This is a genomic window from Fenollaria massiliensis (genome assembly GCF_023347705.1).
GTDB lineage: Bacteria > Bacillota > Clostridia > Tissierellales > Peptoniphilaceae > Fenollaria > Fenollaria massiliensis.
The window spans coordinates 1,033,352-1,053,345 of sequence record NZ_CP096649.1; the positions used below are offsets into that span (position 1 = coordinate 1,033,352).

At 35.4% G+C, this 19,994-nt stretch carries 16 protein-coding genes; all 16 read right to left on the reverse strand.

Going from position 1 to position 19,994, the window contains the following annotated elements; genetic code table 11:
* Nucleotides 1–168: 168 nt before the first annotated feature.
* The 16 genes from gatB to tpiA all read right to left on the reverse strand — a co-directional run bounded on the left by gatB (nucleotide 169) and on the right by tpiA (nucleotide 19,993).
* Nucleotides 169–1,596, reverse strand: a complete 1,428-nt coding sequence (gatB, locus tag M1R53_RS05195; RefSeq protein ID WP_249242231.1) for an Asp-tRNA(Asn)/Glu-tRNA(Gln) amidotransferase subunit GatB — start codon at nucleotides 1,594–1,596, stop codon at nucleotides 169–171.
* Nucleotides 1,597–3,027, reverse strand: a complete 1,431-nt coding sequence (gene gatA, locus M1R53_RS05200) for an Asp-tRNA(Asn)/Glu-tRNA(Gln) amidotransferase subunit GatA (RefSeq protein ID WP_249242232.1) — start codon at nucleotides 3,025–3,027, stop codon at nucleotides 1,597–1,599.
* A gap of 15 nt (nucleotides 3,028–3,042) precedes the next feature.
* Nucleotides 3,043–3,339, reverse strand: coding sequence for an Asp-tRNA(Asn)/Glu-tRNA(Gln) amidotransferase subunit GatC (gene gatC / locus M1R53_RS05205; RefSeq protein ID WP_249242233.1), 297 nt, complete (start codon nucleotides 3,337–3,339; stop codon nucleotides 3,043–3,045).
* Nucleotides 3,336–5,306 (reverse strand): NAD-dependent DNA ligase LigA, encoded by a 1,971-nt coding sequence (ligA, locus tag M1R53_RS05210; protein WP_249242234.1) that lies wholly within the window; start codon nucleotides 5,304–5,306, stop codon nucleotides 3,336–3,338. Before ligA ends, gatC begins: the two co-directional genes overlap by 4 nt.
* Before the next feature lies 1 nt (nucleotide 5,307).
* Nucleotides 5,308–7,494, reverse strand: coding sequence for an ATP-dependent helicase (locus tag M1R53_RS05215; protein WP_249242235.1), 2,187 nt, complete (start codon nucleotides 7,492–7,494; stop codon nucleotides 5,308–5,310).
* A complete protein-coding gene (locus tag M1R53_RS05220) occupies nucleotides 7,487–7,858 on the reverse strand; it encodes a metal-dependent transcriptional regulator (RefSeq protein ID WP_249242236.1) in 372 nt (123 codons plus the stop codon). The genes M1R53_RS05215 and M1R53_RS05220 overlap by 8 nt, the downstream gene beginning before the upstream one ends.
* An 11-nt stretch (nucleotides 7,859–7,869) precedes the next feature.
* Nucleotides 7,870–8,325, reverse strand: a complete 456-nt coding sequence (smpB, locus tag M1R53_RS05225) for an SsrA-binding protein SmpB (protein ID WP_019213778.1) — start codon at nucleotides 8,323–8,325, stop codon at nucleotides 7,870–7,872.
* Complete coding sequence (rnr, locus tag M1R53_RS05230; RefSeq protein ID WP_249242237.1) at nucleotides 8,322–10,424, reverse strand: ribonuclease R; 2,103 nt, start codon at nucleotides 10,422–10,424, stop codon at nucleotides 8,322–8,324. Before rnr ends, smpB begins: the two co-directional genes overlap by 4 nt.
* 8 nt (nucleotides 10,425–10,432) lie before the next feature.
* Nucleotides 10,433–11,587, reverse strand: coding sequence for a D-alanine--D-alanine ligase family protein (locus M1R53_RS05235; protein WP_249242238.1), 1,155 nt, complete (start codon nucleotides 11,585–11,587; stop codon nucleotides 10,433–10,435).
* A gap of 11 nt (nucleotides 11,588–11,598) precedes the next feature.
* A complete protein-coding gene (locus tag M1R53_RS05240; RefSeq protein ID WP_249242239.1) occupies nucleotides 11,599–13,089 on the reverse strand; it encodes a UDP-N-acetylmuramoyl-tripeptide--D-alanyl-D-alanine ligase in 1,491 nt (496 codons plus the stop codon).
* Entirely contained in the window at nucleotides 13,086–13,856 is a 771-nt protein-coding gene (locus M1R53_RS05245; protein WP_249242240.1) for an alpha/beta fold hydrolase, read from the reverse strand. Before M1R53_RS05245 ends, M1R53_RS05240 begins: the two co-directional genes overlap by 4 nt.
* Nucleotides 13,857–13,941: 85 nt before the next feature.
* A complete protein-coding gene (locus M1R53_RS05250; RefSeq protein WP_249242241.1) occupies nucleotides 13,942–15,945 on the reverse strand; it encodes a sodium-translocating pyrophosphatase in 2,004 nt (667 codons plus the stop codon).
* Between the two features lie 20 nt (nucleotides 15,946–15,965).
* Nucleotides 15,966–16,184 (reverse strand): preprotein translocase subunit SecG, encoded by a 219-nt coding sequence (secG, locus tag M1R53_RS05255; protein WP_019213784.1) that lies wholly within the window; start codon nucleotides 16,182–16,184, stop codon nucleotides 15,966–15,968.
* Between the two features lie 252 nt (nucleotides 16,185–16,436).
* Nucleotides 16,437–17,720 (reverse strand): phosphopyruvate hydratase, encoded by a 1,284-nt coding sequence (gene eno, locus M1R53_RS05260; protein WP_249242242.1) that lies wholly within the window; start codon nucleotides 17,718–17,720, stop codon nucleotides 16,437–16,439.
* 1 nt (nucleotide 17,721) lies between these two features.
* A complete protein-coding gene (gpmI, locus tag M1R53_RS05265; RefSeq protein WP_249242243.1) occupies nucleotides 17,722–19,248 on the reverse strand; it encodes a 2,3-bisphosphoglycerate-independent phosphoglycerate mutase in 1,527 nt (508 codons plus the stop codon).
* A 1-nt stretch (nucleotide 19,249) separates the two neighbouring features.
* Nucleotides 19,250–19,993 carry a triose-phosphate isomerase gene (gene tpiA, locus M1R53_RS05270; RefSeq protein WP_249242244.1) on the reverse strand — a complete coding sequence of 248 codons (744 nt, stop codon included), beginning with the start codon at nucleotides 19,991–19,993 and terminating at the stop codon, nucleotides 19,250–19,252.
* Nucleotide 19,994 lies beyond the last annotated feature (1 nt).

Consider the following 19,994-nt stretch of genomic DNA (forward strand, 5'->3'; position numbering starts at 1 on the left):
GCTAAATTGCAAGTATTTAGATAGACTGTTACATAAATTTAATAAATTAAATTGCTTATATTAAATAATTTTAAATTATTATCCTCTTGCGATTATTTTTCTTTCAAAATTATCAATCACAAGGCATAAAAAAGACACACCTTTCGATGTGCCTTTCATGCTATACTATTAATTTAGTTTTTTATTTAATAATTCGTTTATTATTTGTGGGTTGCCCTTGCCCTTCATCTCTTTCATTACTTGACCAACTAAGAAACCAAAGGCTCTCGACTTGCCATTCTTAAAGTCTTCGATTGATTGTGGGTTTGCTTCAAGAACTTTATCAACTACTGCTTCTATAGCTCCTTCGTCTGTTACTTGAACTAGTCCAAGTCTCTTTACGATGGCTTCAGGATCTTCTGGTGCCTTGAACATCTCTTGTAAAACTTTCTTTCCAGCGTTATTATTAATCTTGTTTGTCTTAACAAGTGTAAGTAGTTTTTCAAGATCATTTATTGCAAATGGCATTTGATCTATGCTCTTGTTATCTTCTTTAAGTCTTCTTAGTACGTCGCCTAGTAGCCAGTTAAGGGCTAGAGCGTTGTCGCCAACTTTCTTTGCAAGCTCTTCGTAATAATTTGCAAGGCTCACATCAAGGCTAAGTGTCTTAGCGTCGTCTTTACTTATGCCATAGTCTTTCATTAGTCTAGTGATTTTTTCATCAGGTAGTTCTGGCATATCTTTTCTAACTGCGTCTATCATTTCGTCAGGTATATCCATTGGCGGAATATCGCCATCTGGTGCGTATCTATAGTCATTTGCCTTAATTTTTTCTCTCATCAAGATAGATTCGCCCTTAAGTTCATCCCATCTCCTTGTTTCTTTCTTAGTGTTTTCGCTTTTTTCAAGAAGTGCGATATGTCTTGACACTTCAAATTCTATGGCTTTTTCAACGCCTCTGAATGAACCAATATTTTTAATTTCTGAGATATTTGTCTTAACTCCAGTTTCTGTGTCGGCCACATTGACATTAACATCGCATCTTAGTGAACCTTCTTCCATCTTACCATCAGAAACGCCTAGATAAATAACTGTTGCCTTAAGTTTTTCCAAAAATTCTCTCGCTTCTTTAGCTGAGTTCATGTCTGGATAAGTAACTATCTCTATAAGAGGAACTCCGCTTCTATTGTAATCAAGAAGTGTTTCGCCTTTATCAGTGTGAAGTGACTTGCCTGTATCTTCTTCGACGTGTATTCTAATTAATCTAATCTTTTTGTCATTGCCATCTTCATCCTCGATATTTATATGACCTTCGTAGCATAAAGGAAGCTCATCTTGTGTTATTTGGTAGCCTTTTACAAGGTCTGCGTAAAAATAGCTCTTTCTATCAAATCTAGTATGCTGATGAATTTTGCAATTCATGGCAAGGCCTGCCTTGATTGCGAAATTGATTGCCTCTTTATTAACTTGTGGCAAAGCTCCTGGAAGTCCTAGACATATAGGACAAACATTGGTGTTTGCTTCTTCACCAAATTCATTCTTACAATGACAGAACATCTTTGTCTTTGTCTTTAGCTCGACGTGTATCTCAAGTCCGATTATAGTTTTATAAGCCATCTACTTCACCAACCCTTCATAAGCATAAGCAATCTTTAAAAGCTTATTGTCTTCTAAGTTATCGCATATAAATTCCATGCCTGAATTTAATATATGTTCTTTAGTGCTTGGCACGGATATAGCGCAGTTACCTGCTATATTAACAGGAACTGTGTATTTGTCTGCGTTATACATCTTGATTGGATCGTTAATATTTGTTCCAATTTCAAATGGCATTATAGGCGATGTAGGTACCAAGATGGTATCCACCATTTTAAATGCTTGTTTAAAATCATTTATAAGAAGTGTTCTAGCCTTTAATGCGTTTTGGAAATAGTCTCTGTCCTTATCTTGGCTAAGTATATATGTTCCAAATAATATTCTTCTCTTAACTTCAGGGCCAAAACCTTCGGCTCTAGTCTTAATATACATCTCTTCAAGGCTTTCCGCATCAAAGTCTCTAAGACCATATTTAACGCCATCAAATCTTGAAAGATTTGAACTTGCTTCTGCATTCATGATTATATAATATGTTGCAACCGCATATTTAAGATCTTTTAAGTCAATTTCAACGATCTCTACACCATTATTCTTTAATAAATCGATGCTATCTCTATATGCTTTTTCGACTTCATCATCTTTTTCATCTGCTAGAACTTCTTTTGGCACGCCAACTTTAAGTGTTTTTAAATACTTGATGGCATCGTCATATGTGTAAGTGATTTCGTCAATAGGATTGGAAAGACTTGTTAAGTCTCTGTGGTCCTTGTGAGCGATGGCACTTGTGATAAGTGCTACGTCCTTTACATCGTTTGCAAATGTTGATACTTGGTCAAGTGTGTTTGATAAAGATACTACCCCGTTTCTTGAAACTGTTCCATAGCTTGGCTTAAATCCAACGCACGCGCAATAACTAGCTGGTTGTCTAACTGATCCACCTGTATCTGTACCTAAACTTAGAGGTACTTGTCTTGATGAAACTGCTGCAGCTGAACCGCCTGATGAGCCGCCTGGGACTCTCTTTAAGTCAAGTGGGTTATGAACTGGACCAAAGTATGATGTTTCGTTTGAACCTCCCATAGCAAATTGGTCCATGTTTAATTTACCTATGATAATACCATTCTCTTCATTGATATGTTCAATGCAATTCGCATCAAAAACAGCTTCGTAATTTTCAAGTATCTTCGATGCACAAGTGTTTTTCATACCCTTAACAGAGATATTATCCTTAATCCCTATTGGTAGACCGAATAATTTACCGCTTGGTTCTTTCTCATCTAGTGACTTTGCCTTTGCTAGCGCTCCTTCATAGTCATGTGATGTAAATGAATTGATATCTTTGTCTATATCTTTGCTTCTATTGATAAAAGCTTCTGTTATCTCTGAAACTTTTAGCTCCTTATTAGCGATTTTTTCTTTTAATTGCCATGCTTTTAAATTCGTAATATCCATAAATAACACCTATAACTACCCTTCTACTACTCTCTTTAGTTTGAAGAAGCCAAATTTTTCTTCAGGCGCATTCTTAAGCGCGTCCTCTTTTGATAATGAGTATTCACTATCGACTTCATCCTTGCTTAATAAGCTCTCCTTGTACTCATTAACTTGATAAGTCTTTGGAATGTCCTTATCATCAAGCTCGTTAACAACTGATATCATTTTGATTATATCATTAAATTTTTTGGTGAATGTATCCATGTCCGACTCGTCTATGGCAAGTCTAGCTGTGTAACATAGATTTTCGATGTCCTTCTTCTCCATCATATCAACTCCTTCAAATCATTTTCATGTAGTATCTTTATATTTAAAGTCTTTGCTTTATCAAATTTTGAACCAGGGTTTTCGCCAACAACTACATAGTCTGTCTTTGATGAGACAGAGCCTTGTACCTTGGCGCCTTTATTTTCAAGAATGTTTTTTAATTCATCTCTAGTATAATTTTCAAGTGTTCCAGTCAAAACAAATTTAAGTCCTTCAAGTGATTTATCGCCGCTATCTTCTACGTCTAAAACTTTTATTCCGTGATCAAATAGACTTTGTATAGATTTTTTACTAGTTTCGTCTGTTAAGAATGAAACTATCTCATTAGCAGTTATATCGCCCACGTCTTCGATAGCCACTAGATCATCAAAGCTTGCATTTAAGAAATTATCTATAGTTTTATAATGCTCTGCTAAATCACGGCTCGTCTTAACGCCAACATTGGCAATGGATAAAGCGTAAATAAAATTTTTAAGCTCTACTGTCTTTGAATTTTGTATAGAACTTATTATATTACTTGCTTTTTTCTCTTTAAAGCCATCTAGTTTAAGTAAATCCTCTTCTTTAAGGTCATATAGCATTGACACTTGATCTATATTTAGCTTTTCTAAGAATAATTCTGCAGTTTTTTCGCTAAAGCCATCTATATTCATGGCCTCTTTCGAAGCAAAGTGAACTATGGTCTTAACTAGTTGCGGTTTGCATCCCAAAGTATTCGGGCAGAAATAATGAACGCCCTCTTTATAAAGTTTGCTGTGACAATATGGACAATACTTTGGCTGCTCTATGTCATAAACTTCTTCGTCTGTCTTTAGTGGACCCATAATCTCAGGAATAACGTCATTTGATCTTCTAATCAAAACTCTTTCGTTTAAATGAAGTTTTTTCCTCTTGATGTCATCCAAATTATTAAGTGTCGCTCTCTTTATGGTAACGCCGCCTATATCAACCGGCTCTAGTAGTGCAGTTGGCGTAACTTTAGCACTTCTACCAACATTCCACTCAACACCAATGATTCTAGTAGATGTTTCAAGTGCCTCAAATTTATATGCAATCGCAAATCTTGGGAATTTATTAGTGTAGCCCATAAGTTTTTGCGTTTTAACATCGTTTATCTTGATAACCATGCCATCTGTAAGAAAATCTTGCTTAAGTCTTTCTTCTTTTTGCACTTCTATCTCTTTTAATAAATCTTCCATATTAGAAAATTTTTTGTGATATTTTGAAACTGGCAGTGCATTATCTTTTATAAAAGCGACTATCTCTTCTTGCGTTTGAAATTCTTTGCCTTCTATGTAAGCAATATTGTAAAGATAAGTGATTAAGTGCCTTTTTTCAGTCTCTTTCACATCAAGGTTACGAAGTGCACCAGCCGCCGCATTTCTTGCATTCTTTAGCTGGACTTCGTTGTTTTCGTTATATTCTTTAAGTTTTGATAGTGGCATAAGGCCCTCACCTTGAACCTCAAACTTGCCTTTGTATTTAACCCTTAGTGGTATTGACTTAATTGTAAGGACTTGCTCGTAAATCTCTTCGCCAACTTCGCCAGTACCTCTCGTTGCCCCCATCTTTAAAATGCCTTCATCATAAGTTAGATTAATAGTAAGACCATCGAATTTATATTCAAGTATATACTCAGGTTTTGGAAGTTTATCGCTATGCGTTTCATTGTATCCTTCTATAAAACGAAGATTCTTCTCGCGCCAATCTCTGAGCGCATCAAAACTTTGTGCTTTATCAAGGCTCCAAAGCCTTCCAAGATGAGTATGCTTAACAAATTTATCAAGAACAGCGTCGCCAACTCTTTGTGTTGGAGAGTATGGTAAATGAGTTCCTGTCTCGTTTTCAAGCTTCACTAGCTCATCATATAACTTGTCATATTCTTTATCAGAAACTATCGGGTCATCGAGTACATAGTAATGATAGTTGTATTCCTCAAGCTTCTTGATTAATTCTTCCATCCTATCCATATCAATCTATCCTTTTTATTGGTGCAAAATCAATATTCAAAATCTTAATACCCTTATTTGGAAAACTTATAGTTAAGTTCTTGCCATTGACAGAAACAACCATGCCTTCGCCAAAAGCTTTGTGCTTAATCTTGTCTCCTGCCTTGATGTCTTTTTTATCACTCGGCGCACTATCTGTGCCAACATATGATTTAAAGCGTGAAACAGTTTTATCAAAGCCCCTTTCCTTATAAATGCTCTTATTCAGGCTAGCATTTTCAAGTATAGGTCTTTCGTCAAATTTATCTGATCTGTAGCTCACTACTTTGATTGCGTCCTCTGCTTCGTCAATGAACCTCGAAGGTTTTGAGATGATACTTTGACCATAAACTCTTCTTTCTTTTGCTAAACTTAAGAATAGTTTTTTCATTGCTCTAGTTAAAGCAACGTAGCAAAGTCTTCTCTCTTCTTCTAGACTACCTTCTTCTATGGCTCTTTCGCTTGGGAAAAGGCCATCTTCCATGCCAACTATGAAGACTATATTATATTCAAGACCCTTAGCGCTGTGCATAGTAATCATGGTTACTGCATCGCCGCCCTTGTCCTCAGTCTTGTCAAGGTCAGTTAAAAGTGATATCTCTCCTAAAAAGTCCTTAAGAGTGATATTATCATAGTTATCTTCATAATCAAGTAATAGGTTTCTAAACTCATCTAAGTTTTCTATCCTAGTTCTTGCTTCAACAGTATTTTCTCTCTCTAGTGCGTTTAAATAATCAGTCCTATCAAGAACTAAATCATATAGCTCTGACAGAGTAACATTGTCTTTAAGTTTTTTGATTGACTCAATCACTTCAAAAAATTCTTTTATCTTTTTATTCGTGCTAATCGATAGTGCATCATAAAGGCTGATATTTTTACTAATCATATCACCCGTGATGCTCTCAATGCTTTTATCACCAATACCTCTCTTTGGTGTATTGATAATTCTCTTAAGAGAGATAAAATCATTTGTATTATCTAAAAATTTAAAATAGGCAAGTATGTCCTTAATTTCTTTTCTGTCATAGAACTTTACTCCGCCAACAATATTATATTTAATTCCAAACTTCAAAAACATATCTTCAAAGGATCTCGATTGAGCGTTTGTTCTGTAAAGTATAGCAAAATCACTCTCTTTATATCCCTCATCCAATAGTTCTTTTATCTTTTGCGCTACAAAGTAACTCTCTTCGACATTGCTTTGTGTTATGTAGCAGTAAACATCGTCCCCGTCTTGATTGTCAGTCCAAAGATTCTTCTCTTTTCTCTCATCGTTGTTCTTGATAACCTTGTTAGCAGCCTTTAAAATATTCTTAGTCGATCTATAATTTTGTTCAAGAAGTATGGTCTTAACATTCTTATAATCTTTTTCAAAATTTAAAATATTTCTAATGTCAGCGCCTCTCCAGCCATAGATACTTTGGTCAGCGTCACCAACCACGCAGATGTTTTTGTAAAGATCCGAGAATAACTTTGCCATCTTATATTGCATAAAATTTGTATCTTGATACTCATCGACAAAAACGTATTTAAATCTTTCTTGATAGATTTGTCTTACGTCTTCATTTTCTTCTAAAAGTCTTACACAATTTACTATCATATCGTCAAAGTCCATCGCGTCATACTCAAGCATCTTCTTTTGATAACGTCTATAAACTTCTGCATCAGTTTTCTTTCTATAGCTATCAGAAATGCTTTCATATTCGTCAGCATCCATATTTCGCATCTTTAAATTAGATATAAGCGCTATGAAATATGATGGGACATAAGTCTTAGGATCTAATTCAAGCTCCTTTAGTATGTCCTTAATAAGTGTTATTTGATTGTCTCTATCATAAATAGTGAAGCTGTTTGTGTATCCAACAAGGTTTGCGTGGCGTCTAAGTAGTCTTAGCGCTATCGAGTGAAAAGTGCCTATCCACATTGGACTTACATCCTTATTTAAAAACGATGCCACTCTATCTTTCATCTCTTTTGCCGCTTTGTTCGTAAATGTTATCGCAAGTATTTCATTTTCGCTCGCAAAACCATTCTCAATAAGATAAGCTATCTTATATGTAACGACCCTTGTTTTTCCCGATCCAGCTCCAGCCATGATTAATAAGGGACCACTGTTATATAAAACAGCTTCCCTTTGGCTCGCGTTTAGTCTATCTAAAATATTATTCATTACCTTTATTAACTAATTCCTTTATTTTATCAAATGTAACTTGGCTTATAACGTGCTCAACCCTACAAGCATCATCATTTGCAGTCTCATGGTCAACGCCAATATTTTCAAAGAAAGTTCTAAGTGTACAGTGCCTATCATAAACAAGTTTTGCTAGCTTTTCGCCTTCCTTTGTAAATGTTAGCTCGCCATCGTCTTGAACTTCGATATAACCATCTTCTTTTAATATACCAACTGCTCTACTAACGCTTGGCTTAGAAAAATCAAGGGCCTTCGCAACGTCTGTACTTCTAACCTTAATGCCTTTGTTTTGTAGCATTAGTATCATCTCTAAATAATTTTCTCTTGATTCACCGATTTTCATTTGCTTACCTCCTAGATTTTATACTTTCTATCAATACTTCTTTTAATGTCTTTTTCTCTTTGGCTCTCTCTTTTGTCATAAAGTTTTTTACCTTTAGCAAGTGCTATCTCAAGCTTGGCTCTGCCATTCTTAAAATATAGTCTTAAGGGAACTACCGTAGCTCCAGCTAGTTTCACCTCTTGAGAGATTCTTCTAATTTCACTTTTATTTAACAATAGCTTTCTCGTTCTTAATGGGTCTTCGTTAAATATGTTTCCTTCTTTATAAGGACTTACATGCATACCAAATACAAAGATTTCGCCATCTTTCACTATGACATAGCTTTCTTTTAAATTCACTCTGCCTTGTCTTATGGATTTAACCTCTGTTCCCTTAAGAACTAAGCCTGCCTCATATATCTTTTCAATAAAATAATCGTGTCTCGCTTTTTTATTATTAGCTACAACTTTTAAATCTTCGTCTTTCATTCAACCACTCCAAGAATTTTAAAATCAATAGTTCTTGTCTCTTTTGATGCGTCAACGACTGCCACCCTAACTTTCATGCCTATCTTGTATTCATTTAAAGAGTCCTTGCCGATAACTTTGTATTCTGTTTCATCAAAGTAATAAAAATCATCGTCCATATTTGAAAAGTGACAAAGTCCTTCTATAGTATTTTCAAGCATTACATAGACGCCAAAGGATGTTAATGAGGAAATTTCTCCGACATAAACATTACCAATTTTATCTTGCATGTACTCAGCGCACTTCATTTGAACTATATCGCGCTCTGCCTTTTCTTGAACTAATTCAGTCTCAGATATATGTTTTGTCATTTGATCAAGATTTTTCTCGTAATAAACGATTTTACTTTCCTTAAGTCTACCATTGATAAAATCTTTGATAATTCTATGAATAATAAGGTCTGAGTATCTTCTGATAGGCGATGTAAAGTGAGAGTAATACTTTGATGCAAGGCCAAAGTGGCCAAGCTCTTCATAAGTGTATCTCGCCTTTTGCATAGTTCTTAGAACGATATTTGATATAAGTGCCGACTCTTTTTTGCCCTTAAGCTGATTCAATACGTTTGCTATATCAGCCGAAGTAACATTATCTGGATTAATGTATAAATCGAAGCGTTTCAAAAATTCAGCAAGGTAGAACATCTTCTCTCTCTTTGGCTTTTCATGCACTCTGTAGACGAAGGGTAAATCTTTCATAAAATATTCTTTAGCTACAGTTTCGTTCGCAGCTATCATAAACTCTTCTATAAGCTTGTTAGCAACGCGTCTTTCTTCTGGTTTTATATCAATAACTTTGCCTTTTTCATCTAAAATTACTTTTGTCTCGACTATATCAAAATCAATATTGCCCCTTTTATTTCTTTTTTCGTTAAGAATATTCATTAGCTCTTGCATATTCTTAAGAGTCTCTTCTAATCCTTCAAGTCCAAGCTCATTTGCCTTCTTTTTGCCTTCTAGAAAATCTGAAACTTGCGGGTAATTAAGCCTATAATCAGAATTAATTATTGCTTCAGAAATCTTATGGCTAAGGACTTCACCGTTTTTATCAAAGTCTATCCTAACCGAAAGAGTTAATCTATCTTCATTTGGATTAAGTGAGCAAATCCCGTTCGAAAGCTCCTTTGGTAGCATTGGTAAGACCCTATCAAGCAAGTAGTAGGAGTTGCCTCTTAAGTAAGCTTCCTTGTCTAAATAAGTGCGCTCTTTGACATAGTTTGCTACGTCAGCGATATGCACATACAAAGTATATTTATCATCATTTTTCACTAAGCTGATGGCATCATCTAAATCTTTTGAGTCAACGCCATCTATAGTAATAGTTAATAAGTCTCTGTAATCGACTCTGCGAGCTATCTCATCTGAATTTATCTCATAATTTATTTCTTCTAATTCATCTTTTACTCTATTTGGAAAATATTCTCTAAGGTCATAAGACTTAATTATCGAAGTTATGTCAATGCCTGGATCATCTTCTTTGCCGATGATTTCAACGACTCTTCCTTCTGGATTTTTATTTTTGTCTGGATACTTAATAATCTCGGCAACTACTTTATCGCCATTCTTGGCGTTTTTCGATGCACTTTTATTGATAAAGACATCATAAATTATCTTTACATCGTCACATCTAATAAAACCAAAGCTATCATTATCTTGATAAGTGCCGACAACTCTCTTAGTTGCTCTATTAAGTATCTTAATGATTTTGCCTTCGAAATTGCCATCCGGCTTTTTATCTGTAATTATCGCGCATACCTCATCAGAGTCCATGGCGTACATTGAATTTTCAAATCTAATAAATACATCAAATTCATCGCCAATAACAAAACCAAATCCACGCTTATTAGCCTCATACTTTCCTGTAATAACACGGGAACTATTGTAAGTGTAATATTTATTGTTGCTGCAAATAATTTTTTTATCTTTTTCTAATGATTTAAGTAATTTTTCAAATATTTTTTTATCTTTCTTCGTAATCTTAAAAGTTCTTAATAAATCCTTCTTGCTTTGAGGAACATAATCCTCTCTGCTGAAATAATTCATTACAAGTTCCCTGATTTTCATTCTATCACCTATAATTTCTTTCCATATTGGATACGTTTAAAGAGCTCTGCATCGTAAGAGTAAACAGTTTCCTTCTTCATAGTGTCAACTGCTTGAGCTATCTCTAGCATCTTTGTTATAAGATCCTTAAACGAATATCCTTTTGGCTCCCATAGATAAAAGGCAACTGAACCAGGGATTGTGTTTATCTCATTGATATATACCTTTCCAGTATCTTTAGATACAAGTAAGTCTACTCTAGCGTTACCTGATGCATCAATCGATGTAAATGCCTTTGTAGCTAGTCTTTCAAGCTCATCTCTTAGTGGTTCATCCTTTTTAAGTAAATTTCTCATTGTTTTTGTGCCAGGAGTCTTTTTATTTGATACATATTTATCATCAAATGTTAATAATTCTTTAAAATCTAATGGTTCTTCCAATTCTGATGTTTCAACATTTTCTTCATAGCCCATTACAGCACAGTTAATTTCTCTTGCGTTTTCAACTGATTCTTCAACTATGACTTTTTTGTCATAACTAAAGGCTATCATCAAAGCTTCTTCTAGATTGTCCTTATTTTTTACCTTTGATATGCCGATTGAAGAGCCAAGGTTTGATGGCTTTATAAATAATGGATATTTTAAATTCTTTTCAATATCTGCCATAACTTCTTCTTTTGAGCTTCTCCACTTGCTTCTGTAGTAATATTTGTAATTAACTACAGGAAGACCGTTGGCTCTATAAACATCCTTCATTATAACCTTATCCATGCCAACTGATGAGCTTAAAACATTAGTTCCTGTATATGGAAGTCCAACTGTTTCAATAAGTCCTTGGCATGATCCATCCTCACCATTGGTTCCATGAAGAGCAAAGAAAACCATATCTAATGTTTCATAAACCTTTTTATCAAACATTGACTTTGATTCTGGATTTATATAAAGGTTAAAATCGCCATAGTCACAGCCAAGCATAACGTTCTTAGCTGAAGAAAAGTCTCCATCTTTAAATGTTTTAAAATTTTTGAAGGATTCGGAGCTTAGCCACTTACCTTCTTTTGTAATATATATTGGAATTGGAAGAAATTTTTCTTTATCCATGTTCTCAATAACTTGCATTCCTGTAATTACTGAAACTTCATGTTCAACGCTTCTTCCGCCAAATATAACGCCTACTTTTAGCATTCTATCAACTCCTAATAATTATCAGGCAAATCGTTTTCGAATAAAATCACGTCGCCTGCTTGACATATTTTTTGTAAAATTAATTGTGCATCACTTAAACTTGCTGACTCATGTATAAATCTTTCATCGAGGCCGCCTTCTATAAGACCGTCTTTAATTGCTTTTTTATTTACTTCAGCAACTATGATGAAGTGATCTACAACAGCTGCTGCATTCTTACCAAATTTTTTATTCTCTTCGTATTGTAAATCTCCTAATTCAACCATACCCGGTGAGATAACAATCTTTTTACCCTCTTTAAACTCAGAGACTACATCAAGTGCCGCTTGTGCGCCGCTTGGATTACTGTTAAATGCATCGTCAATGATTATGAGATTATTTGGATTTTCTACTAAAGAAAGTCTATGCTCAACTTGATTAACATCAAGAACTGCCTTAACTACATCTTCCATGGACATGCCTAGCTCGTGAGCTGCCGCCACAGATAAAAGCACGTTATAAATATTGTGCTTGCCAAGTAATTTTGTCTTTAGCTTGTACTCATTATTTTTGTAAATAAGAGTAAATTCAGTACCAAATTCTCCTACGCTTATATCTTTAGCAAAATAGTCACAAGCGTCGTCTTCAAGCGAAATGTAAACCTTTCTAGTCTTGACCTCAGCCGCTTTTTCTTTAATATATGGATTATCGTAGTTAAATATAGCTAGACCGCCTTCTTTAAGCGAATCGATAAGCTCAAACTTTGTCTTGACAATATTTTCCATAGAGCCAAAAGTTTCTATGTGACATGGGCCTATGTTTGTGATGATGGCGATGTCTGGCATAACAAGATCAGCCACTTCTTTAATTTCGCCCACATATCTTGCCCCAAGCTCAGATATAAAAACTTCAGTTCCGCTCTCAAGCTCATTGTTAATTACTTTTGAAATACCCATAGGTGTATTGAAAGAACTTGGTGTTGCATATGTCTTTAAACTATTCTTTACAATGTCATTTAAAACAAGTTTTGTCGATGTCTTGCCATAGCTGCCAGTTATTCCAACAACTTTTAATTTATTTTCTTTTTCTTTTTTTATTTTATTTTGCGCCTCAACGTAAAAACCGTGATTAATTTTATTTTCAATTGGAAGTGCTAGTATATTTGCACATTTAACGCTTCTTGCTCTTATGATATATAAAATAAAGGCAAGTACTAGTAAATATGCTAACGCAATTTTTTCTCCAAATATTAGATAAGCGATGATTGATGTATACATGATAATTACATTAAATAAAGCAAATATCTTCATCATCCTCTTCATCCTATCAGTAAAGACTAAAGGCTTTTTATCGCCAGGTTTTAATTTTTTTAAAGCGTTCTTTAGCCAGCCAAAATTTTTAAGCCAAGCTTCGTATTCGCTTGAAATATACATATTTAATTGCATTATTTGGAAAAATGCTAAAGAGTGTATATATATTAAAACTGTTAATAAAATTGGCAAGAATATAAATATAGCTATCATAGTTCCTCCTTACTAAGATAAGATCTAATTACTCGTGAAAATATTTGATAATCATCTGCATAAGAGAAGTGTCCGCCCTCAAGTTCAACCAGAGCAGAATTTTTTATCTTCTCATTCATAATTTTACCCATATATAATGGAGTTGTATCATCATCTTTGCCCCACAATATAAGGGTATCGTTCTTGATAGAATCCAGTCTATCAAGAAGAGACTCGTTAACGACCTTAACAAAGGTCTTTCTCATGATGCCACTTGTGTTTTTGTAATCGTCAGAGCCAAATTTCTTTGAAAGCTTTTTCATAAGCTCTTCTTCACTCTTGTAAAAAAAGATTAGCCTATAAAGCTTTTTAAAGAATTTATATGTATAAACTTTTAAATAATATGAAAGACTTCTCTTAGGAAGTATCCCTGAAGCATCGATAAGAACCATCTTATCTAGTCTTTCATAGCCTTCAGAAGCAATTTGTATCAAAGTTTTGCCGCCAAAGCTGTGACCAATGCCGTCAAATATTTTAATACCAAGCTTCTCTACAAAGGCCTTAACAATGTTTGCATAGTCCTCTCCACCAAAAACTCTATCTGGTTCAGATGACTTGCCATGACCTGGTAAATCTATGGCGATAACTCTTCTTGTGTCCTTCAAAGCGTTAACTATGCCCATGACTGCTTCGATTGAAGCGCCCCAGCCATGAAGTATAAGTACAGGCTTTTCTGATTCACCTTCTATTATGTAATTAATTTTAATATTGTCAATTGTTATTTCCATAAAATCACCCATATTATAAATGAAGCTCCCCTTATTTAATAGCATCGCTCATTAAAATCAAGGGGAGTCCAATTACAATTTTATCTTATTTTATAATAAGTCCACCGTAGCTAACAAATACTTGTGCAAATACTAATGCTACTATTGTCATTAATTTAATTAGTATATTTAGAGATGGTCCTGATGTGTCTTTGAATGGGTCACCAACAGTGTCTCCTGTTACTGCTGCCTTGTGAGCATCTGATCCTTTTCCACCATGAACTCCTGATTCAATATACTTTTTAGCATTGTCCCAAGCTCCGCCTGCGTTTGACATGAATATCGCCATAAGAACGCCTGTTACTAATGAACCAGCAAGTAGACCGCCTAGAGCTTCTGTTCCTAGAAGTACACCAACAAGTACTGGGCATACAACAGCTAGAAGTCCTGGGATAACCATTTCCTTAAGAGCTGCCTTAGTAGAAATGTCTACGCATTTGCCGTAATCAGGTTTTGCAGTTCCTTCCATGATACCAGGAATTGATTTAAATTGTCTTCTAACTTCTTCGATCATTTGGTTAGCAGCTTTACCAACTGCATCCATAGTTAATGATGAGAATAAGAATGGTAGCATACCACCGATGAATACACCTGCTATTGTTAATGGATTTGTTAAGTCAATCTTTTCAAGTCCAACTGCTTGAGTATATGAAGCGAATAATGCTAGAGCTGTAAGTGCAGCTGAAGCGATGGCAAAACCTTTACCAACTGCTGCTGTTGTGTTACCAACTGAGTCTAGCTTATCTGTGATATCTCTTACGCTTTCTGGAAGACCGCACATTTCAGCGATACCACCAGCGTTATCAGCAACTGGGCCGTAAGCGTCAACTGCGATAGTTGTAGCAGCTGTTGCTAATAGACCTATAGCTGCTAGTGAAATTCCGTAAAGACCATTTACTGGGCTTGCTGCGCCGCCTGCTAGGAAGAATGCAACTAGTATACCTATTGAAATAACTATCATAGGGATAGCTGTTGACATCATACCTACTGATAAACCAGCGATAATGTTTGTTGAAGCACCTGTTTCTGATTCTTCAGCAACTTTTTGAACTGGCTTATATTCAGCAGCTGTATAATATTCTGTTACTTTTGCTATAATTAATCCAACAACAACACCTGCTACTATAGCATAGAATGGTTGGATTGAGCCTAATATCTTTGTAGATAAGAAGTAAGAAGCGATTATAGTGATTAATGAGCTTCCCCAAGTTGCCATATCAAGAGCTTTTTGAGGGTTCTTATCGCCTTTTACAAATAATGTACCGATGATTGATGCAACGATACCAACTGAGCATAGTGCTAATGCGAATGAAATACCATTGTCGCTAAATGCTAGTGCACCTAAAGTAATAGCTGAAATAATTGCTCCAACATATGATTCAAATAAGTCAGCGCCCATACCTGCAACGTCACCAACGTTATCACCAACGTTATCAGCGATAACAGCTGGGTTTCTTGGGTCGTCTTCTGGTATACCAGCTTCAACCTTACCAACTAAGTCAGCACCAACGTCTGCAGCTTTTGTATAGATACCGCCACCAACTCTTGCAAATAAAGCGATTGATGAAGCACCTAAACCAAAACCTGTAACGATGTTTGCATCTTTGAATATCATCCAAACAATGCTAGTACCTAGTAAACCTAAACCTACAACGCACATACCCATAACAGTACCGCCTGAGAAAGCAACGTTTAGAGCCTTGCCCATACCGCTTTCCTTAGCTGCGTTTGCAGTTCTTACATTAGCTTTAGTAGCTACTGTCATGCCGATGTATCCAGCACAGATTGAGAATACAGCACCTATTAAATAACATACAGCTGTACCGATGTTGATTAATAGAGCTAGAATTACAAATAATACAACGATAAATATTGCTAAATATTTGTATTCTCTTGTTAAAAATGCAAGAGCGCCTTCTTGAATGTAACCAGCAATCTCTTTCATTCTTTCGTTACCAGCTTCTTGCTTAGTAACAAATAGAGCTTTAACTAAAGCAAATAATAGTGCTATAGCTCCGATTATAGGAGCTATGATTAAAATTTTGTCCATTTCTTCCTCCTATTTTATTATTATAAAGCTGCTAATATCAAAGTTGTTACCATAAACACAACTGATGAAACTGTTGTTATTCTTTTTAAAACAACATTTCTTGTAGGATTTTTAGAGCCCCAAATACTTTCAGAACCGCCTAATGCTTGTAAGCCTTGATCATCCCCTTCAGTAGCTGCTACTGATATAGTTAATACTAAAGCTGAAATTGCAACTAGTGCATACAATACGTAATTCATACACACACCTCCATTCTCTCTTATAACATATCTATTTTACCACAAGAGCATTTATTTTGCAATGCTTTTTTCTTATTTAATATCTTTTATAAAAATTCATTTTTAATATCTTTATACTGAGTTCATATCGTTTCGCTCATTAAATGAATTTTATAAAATTTTTTATTCTTAAATTTTTTCTATCTTAATAGTGAGGCAAAATAAAATGGGATGAGCGCATATAACTCATCCCATGTAAAATATTTTATTAAATTATTTTTTTAATATGCTCTTGCCTGCATAAATGGCTGTATCATCAAGCATGTACTCGATTCTTAGAAGTTGATTGTATTTAGCAACTCTTTCTGATCTAGCTGGTGCACCTGTTTTGATTTGTCCTGTGTTTAGTGCAACTGAAAGGTCTGCGATTGTTGTATCTTCTGTTTCACCTGATCTGTGTGAAATAACTGCTGTGTAATGATTTCTGTGAGCCATTTCGATTGCTTCGATAGTTTCAGTTAATGTACCGATTTGGTTAAGCTTGATTAAAACTGAGTTAGCTGTGTGAGCTTCTATACCTTTTTTGATTCTCTTTGTATTTGTAACATAAAGGTCATCACCAACTAATTGAATCTTATCTCCTAATCTTTCAGTTAATTTCTTCCAGCCGTCCCAGTCATTTTCATCTAAGCCATCTTCGATTGAGTAAAGTGGATATTTATTAACTAATTTTACGTAGTAATTAATCATTTCTTCGTCTGTTAGCTCTGCGTTATCGCTCTTTAGATAATATTTTTTAGTATCTGCGTTATATAATTCGCTCGCAGCAACGTCAAGAGCTAAATAGATGTCCTTGCCTGCTTCATAACCAGCTTTTTCAATAGCTTCGATTATAGTTTCGATTGCTTCTTCATTGCTTGATAAGTCTGGTGCATAACCACCTTCATCACCAACGCCTGTAGCTAATTTTCTTTCTTTAAGAACATTCTTTAAGCTGTGATAAACTTCTGATCCCATTCTAAGTGCATCTCTAAATGTTTCTGCGCCTATTGGCATAATCATAAACTCTTGTATATCTACGTTGTTATCTGCATGTTGACCACCATTCAAAATATTCATCATAGGTACTGGTAAAACTTTTGCATTAGTTCCGCCGATATATCTATAAAGCGGCATATTTAATTCATTTGCAGCGCATTTAGCAACTGCTAGCGAAACGCCAAGTATAGCGTTTGCACCAAGTTTGCCCTTATTTTCTGTTCCATCTAGGTTTATCATTAATTTATCAATTGATACTTGGTCTGTTACTTCCATATCAAAAATTTCTGGTGCGATAACGTTGTTTACATTGTCAACTGCCTTTAACACGCCTTTCTTAGCGTATCTCTTTGGATCTCCATCTCTAAGTTCTACGGCTTCGTGTTCGCCAGTAGATGCTCCTGATGGGACTATAGCTGATCCGATTGCTCCTGATTCAGCTAAAACTGTTACTTCTACAGTTGGGTTAGATCTTGAATCTAAGACTTCCATAGCAAATACATCAATAATTCTACTCATTTTATTCCTCCGATACCAATAGGCTCTCGCCTGTCATTTCTTTTGGCTTTTCTATATTTAATATATCTAATAGTGATGGTGCTAGGTCTGCTAGCACGCCATCTTTAAGCTTATGCTTTCCGTCGTTAAAAAGTATTACAGGGACTGGGTTTGTCGTATGTGATGTGATTGGTTTACCATCTTCATCAAACATTGCCTCGCAGTTGCCGTGATCCGCTGTGATTATGGCTGTAAAACCGCATTCCTTTGCCTTTGCTAACAGTTTTGCAAGGCAGCTATCAACTGTTTCTACCGCCTTGATTATGGCTGGAACAACTCCTGTGTGTCCGACCATGTCTGTGTTTGCATAGTTTAATATGATTAAATCATAATCTGCCATAACGCTCACTAGCTTATCTGTAAGCTCATAAGCGCTCATCTCAGGTTTTAAATCGTATGTCGCTACCTTTGGTGAATTTATCAAAATTCTGTCTTCATCAGCAAATTTTTCTTCGCGGCCGCCATTGAAAAAGTATGTTACATGAGCGTATTTCTCTGTTTCGGCTATACGCAATTGCTTTAAGCCATGTTTTGAAACAACTTCTCCAAGTGTGTTCACTATCTCTTCATCTTTATAAGCGATATGAACATTTTTAAAGCTTGAGTCATAATTTGTCATGCACACATAATAAATGTCATCCAAAAACTTTCTTTCAAATCCAGAAAAATCTTTATTAGTGAAAGCATCTGTAATTTGTCTTGCTCTATCCGGTCTAAAATTAATAAAGATAATGCTGTCTCCCGATTTTACTTCATTCACTTCACCAGCATTTTTAATTGCGCATGGCAAAATGAATTCATCTGTGACATCTTTTTCGTAAGATTTTTTAATCGTATCTATAGCATCATCCGAAACAAGTTCAGGCGTCTTAGATGTGACAGTTTTGTAATATTTTTCTGTTCTGTCATAGCGCTTATCTCTGTCCATGGCATAGTATCTGCCGCTGATTGAAGCAAGATGAGCGCAAGAATTATTTTTCATGTAAGCAATAATTTCGCTCACATCGTTCTCAGCTGAGTGTATGCCTACATCTCTTCCATCTAAGATCGCGTGTAGATAAGTTCTATCGCCCACGCCCTCTTTTTTGCATAAATCAAGAAGTGCCTTGATGTGATCGATGTGCGAGTGAACTCCACCATAGCTTAGTAGACCCATCAAATGAAGATTTGTATTATTTTTCTTTGCGTGCTCAATCGCCTTAAGAAATTCTTCTTTTTTAAAGAAATCTCCGTTCTTAATGTCTCTATTGATCATAGAAAGATCTTGATAAACAACTCTTCCTGAACCTATGTTTAAGTGACCAACCTCGGAGTTACCCATCTGGCCATCGGGTAGGCCTACATATTCGCCGCTCGCTTGTAATTTCGCATTAGGACAATCTTTAAATAATTTATCGATTGTCGGCGTATTGGCTCTATATACAGCGTTTGCGTCGTTATCTTTACCGATTCCAAAACCATCTAATATTATTAATATAGCTTTTGACATCTTATATCTCCTTAGCAATGGCTTCAAAAGACTCAGTCTTTAGTGAAGCGCCACCGATTAAGAATCCATCGATATTTTCTTCTTTAGATAAATCAGCTGCGTTTGCCCCTTTTACGCTGCCGCCATAAAGCACTCTAAGCTTTGCTTCAAGATTTGGATTCATTTCCTTAACTTTTTCTCTAACAAAGCGGCACATCTCTTCAGCGTCTTCCTTAGAAGCGCTCTTGCCTGTACCTATTGCCCAGATTGGCTCGTAGGCGATGGCGAAGTTATCTAATTTAGCTGCGTCTACGCCTACTAGGTCAGCCTTTAATTGTTTTTCAATCTTTTCAAAGTGCTTTTCATCTTCTCTTTCAGACAAAGTCTCGCCAACGCATAGAATTACTTCTACATCATCATCTATCGCCTTCAAAACTTTTTTATTAATCATCTCATCGCACTCACCGAAAATTTCTCTTCTTTCAGAGTGACCGATGATGACAAAATCCGCTCCACATAATTTAATCATAGAAGTACTAATCTCGCCAGTAAAAGCTCCCTTGTCTTCAAAGTAGATGTTTTGAGCACCTATCTTTATTTCATTAAATTTTTTTGTTTTATTTGCTAAATAAATATCTGTAAATGGAACTGCAACATAAACGTCATAAGAGTCATTTGGCTTTAGGCTCAAATCCTTGAAAAAGCTTTCTGTCTCTTTTACGTCCATATTCATCTTCCAGTTTGCAGCAAGTAAAAATTTTTTCAAA

Coding starts and splice junctions, on each gene's coding strand:
- gatB (WP_249242231.1), bottom strand. CDS start 1,596: ATGGCTTATAAAACTATAATCGGACTTGAGATACACGTCGAGCTAAAG.
- gatA (WP_249242232.1), bottom strand. CDS start 3,027: ATGGATATTACGAATTTAAAAGCATGGCAATTAAAAGAAAAAATCGCT.
- gatC (WP_249242233.1), bottom strand. CDS start 3,339: ATGATGGAGAAGAAGGACATCGAAAATCTATGTTACACAGCTAGACTT.
- ligA (WP_249242234.1), bottom strand. CDS start 5,306: ATGGATAGGATGGAAGAATTAATCAAGAAGCTTGAGGAATACAACTAT.
- M1R53_RS05215 (WP_249242235.1), bottom strand. CDS start 7,494: ATGAATAATATTTTAGATAGACTAAACGCGAGCCAAAGGGAAGCTGTT.
- M1R53_RS05220 (WP_249242236.1), bottom strand. CDS start 7,858: ATGAAAATCGGTGAATCAAGAGAAAATTATTTAGAGATGATACTAATG.
- smpB (WP_019213778.1), bottom strand. CDS start 8,325: ATGAAAGACGAAGATTTAAAAGTTGTAGCTAATAATAAAAAAGCGAGA.
- rnr (WP_249242237.1), bottom strand. CDS start 10,424: ATGAAAATCAGGGAACTTGTAATGAATTATTTCAGCAGAGAGGATTAT.
- M1R53_RS05235 (WP_249242238.1), bottom strand. CDS start 11,587: ATGCTAAAAGTAGGCGTTATATTTGGCGGAAGAAGCGTTGAACATGAA.
- M1R53_RS05240 (WP_249242239.1), bottom strand. CDS start 13,089: ATGATAGCTATATTTATATTCTTGCCAATTTTATTAACAGTTTTAATA.
- M1R53_RS05245 (WP_249242240.1), bottom strand. CDS start 13,856: ATGGAAATAACAATTGACAATATTAAAATTAATTACATAATAGAAGGT.
- M1R53_RS05250 (WP_249242241.1), bottom strand. CDS start 15,945: ATGGACAAAATTTTAATCATAGCTCCTATAATCGGAGCTATAGCACTA.
- secG (WP_019213784.1), bottom strand. CDS start 16,184: ATGAATTACGTATTGTATGCACTAGTTGCAATTTCAGCTTTAGTATTA.
- eno (WP_249242242.1), bottom strand. CDS start 17,720: ATGAGTAGAATTATTGATGTATTTGCTATGGAAGTCTTAGATTCAAGA.
- gpmI (WP_249242243.1), bottom strand. CDS start 19,248: ATGTCAAAAGCTATATTAATAATATTAGATGGTTTTGGAATCGGTAAA.